Here is a 2,825-nt window from a genome sequence, read left to right on the forward strand (position 1 = left end):
TAGATAGAGATGAGCTACCTAATTATGGTGAAAACCCGACGGGTGGAGACCCTCTGGGAAGCGTGTCAAGCGGGGCCTGTACCAAACGGCAAAGGGGTGGTTGGTCAACGCTGATGCTAATGCTGCCGCCAACCTGCTTAAGAAAGTAAGCAGAACCTTGGGGCTTTGCCTTAAGGAACTGTCTAGAGGCGCTTTGACAACGCCGTTACGGGTCCTTCTGTGGACTGCGTAAGAATCCCCCGCCTTCAGGCGGCGGGAGTGTCAACTTAGTTCTGGATTGGGAAGGATGGCCAGCGCTTTTGCACAGGCACAGGAAGGCACAGGCTCATTACCTTGGTTGGTTGAGCCAATGCAGATGGGGGATCCCTCTGTTTGGGTGCTCGTTGGGGGAGCAGGTTGAGGATGCGATTGCGAACAGTTCTGCCGCTGTTGGGTTTTTCTTTGCTCCTGGCTGCCTGTCGGCCCGGCGGGCCCCCTCGCGGCATGGAGAGTGGAGAAGGCCAGCCGACACCGGTGGCCATCGGCGCCGTGGAAGAACGGCTCATTCAGGAGACGTCGGAGTTCATCGCCAGCCTCGGATCCCAGCAGGTGGCCAGTATTCGGCCCCAGGTGAGCGGCCAGGTGACCCAGGTGTTCGTGCGGCTGGGATCCCAGGTTTCTGCCGGGGCGCCTCTGTTTGCCATCGACAGCCGGCAACAACAGGCGGCGGTGGCCGGCCAAGCGGCCGGGATCGCGGCGGCTCAGGCCAACCTGGAGAGCAGCCGAGCCGTGCTCAGCCAATTGCGGGCGGATCGCCTGCGGCTGGAGGCAGCGGCGGAGTTCGCCCGGGATCAACACCAGCGCAACCTGCGCCTCTTGGCCGAGGGGGCCATCAGCCAGGCGCAAGTGGATCAGTCCAGCCGCGATCTGCGCCAGGCGGAGGCGGCCTTGGCGGCGCAACAGGAGCAGATCCGGGCCCAAGAGGCGGCCATTGTGCGGGCAGAGCGGGAGGTGGAGCGGGCCCGGGCCGAGGCGGAGCGGCAGCAGGTGCAATTGCAGTTTTTCCAGGTCACGGCTCCCTTTGCCGGTATTGTCGGGGAAGTGTTGGTGCGGCAGGGGGACTATGTGACGCCCCAGACGGTTTTGACCACCCTGACCCAAACCCAGGCGCTGGAGCTGAACCTGAATATCCCGCTGCAGCAGGCCCCCCGCCTGCGCATCGGCACACCGGTGCAGATCTTGGACAGCCGCGGCGAGGTGATCGGCACCAGCCAAATCTCTTTCATCGCGCCTGAAGCCGATGCCAGCACGCAATCGGTGCTGGCCAAGGCCCTGCTGGAGAACCCCGCCGGCCAGTTGCGCAAGGCCTACGGCCCGCTGGTGCGACCAGCCCAGTTTGTGCGAACCCGCATCCTCTGGGAGGAGCGGCCAGCTTTGCTGGTGCCGGCAACGGCGGTAGCCCGTCTGGGCGCCCAAACCTTTGTCTACACGGTGCAGACGACAGAGCCACCTGAGGAGGGCAAGCCCCCCGGGGCGGTGGCGGTGCAAAGGCCGGTGCGGCTGGGATCCCTCTACGGCAACAGCTACGAGGTGCTGGAGGGGCTGAAGGCCAACGAGCCGATTGTGCTGAGCGGCCTGCAAAAAATCCGCGATGGCGCCCCGATTGTCGATGAGGTGCTTTTGCAGCAGAGGATGCAAGGGGAGGGGAGACCGCCTGGATCCCCGCCCTAGATTTCTCCTCTTGAGCGGTTTCCCAACTTGGTCATCCCCTTCTACTCCTTACGCGGATCCCTGGCCTATGTTTGTCGACTTTTTCATTCGCCGTCCTGTTTTTGCCAGCGTCTGCTCCATCATCATTGTGCTGGTGGGAGCGGTGAGCATTCCCCTATTGCCGGTGGACTACTACCCGCAGGTGGCGCCGCCGGCGGTGAGGGTGACCGCCGTTTACCCTGGAGCCGATGCCGAGACGGTGGAGACGGCGGTAACCAATGTGCTGGAGCAGGAGATCAACGGCGTCGAGGGCATCCGCTACATCTCTTCGGTGAGCAGCAGCAACGGCACCAGCCAGATCACCGTCACTTTCAGCCCGGATCGGGATCTGGACACGGCGGCTGTGGATGTGCAAAACCGGGTGGCACGGGTGCAGGCGCGGCTGCCGGCAGAGGTGATCCAAAACGGCCTTAGTGTAGAAAAGGCCGGCGATAGCGCTTTTGTGCAGGTGGTGGCGCTGCGCTCAGAGGCAGGGGAATACGACGAGCTGTTTGTGAGCAACTACGCCGAGCTGTTCGTGCGCGATGCCCTGCGGCGCATTCGCGGCGTCAGCGATGTCATCGTCTTCGGGGAGCGCACCTATGCCATGCGCATCTGGCTGGATCCGACGCGGCTGGCCGGCTATGGGCTGACGGCGCTGGATGTGGTGAACGCCGTGCGCCAGCAAAACATCCAGGTGCCTGCCGGACAGATCGGCAGCCAGCCCAGCCCCCCGGATCAGGAGGTTCAGATCAGCGTCCAGGCCACGGGGCGGCTGTCGCAGCCGGAGGAGTTTGCCCAAATTGTGCTCAAAGCCAGCCCCGACGGCAGCTTGGTGCGCATTGCCGACGTGGGTCGGGTGGAGCTGGGGGCCCAAAGTTACGATACGTTCTTCCGCATCGGCGGCCAGGAGGCGGTGGGGATCGCCATCACCAAGCAGCCGGATGCCAACGCCTTGGAGGTGTCGCGGCAGGTGCGGCAGACGTTGGCGGAGCTCTCCCGTAGCTTCCCGCCCGGCTTGATCTACGAGATCGCCTTCGACGCCACGCTGTTTATTACGGAGTCGGTGCAGGAGGTGATCTTCACCCTGCTGCAGG

General features: G+C 63.8%; 2 protein-coding genes. Both read left to right on the forward strand.

What is annotated here, in order from left to right; genetic code table 11:
* Positions 1-402: 402 nt before the first annotated feature.
* Entirely contained in the window at positions 403-1,710 is a 1,308-nt protein-coding gene (locus NW809_RS11745; RefSeq protein WP_099812481.1) for an efflux RND transporter periplasmic adaptor subunit, read from the forward strand.
* A 67-nt stretch (positions 1,711-1,777) separates the two neighbouring features.
* On the forward strand, positions 1,778-2,825 hold a 1,048-nt coding region (locus NW809_RS11750), incomplete at its 3' end, for an efflux RND transporter permease subunit (RefSeq protein ID WP_414402215.1).

The organism is Synechococcus sp. WC101, assembly GCF_047461555.1.
Lineage (GTDB): Bacteria > Cyanobacteriota > Cyanobacteriia > Thermostichales > Thermostichaceae > Thermostichus.

Excerpts from the sequence above, each read along its gene's own strand:
- NW809_RS11745 (WP_099812481.1), top strand. The coding sequence starts at position 403 with ATGCGATTGCGAACAGTTCTGCCGCTGTTGGGTTTTTCTTTGCTCCTG.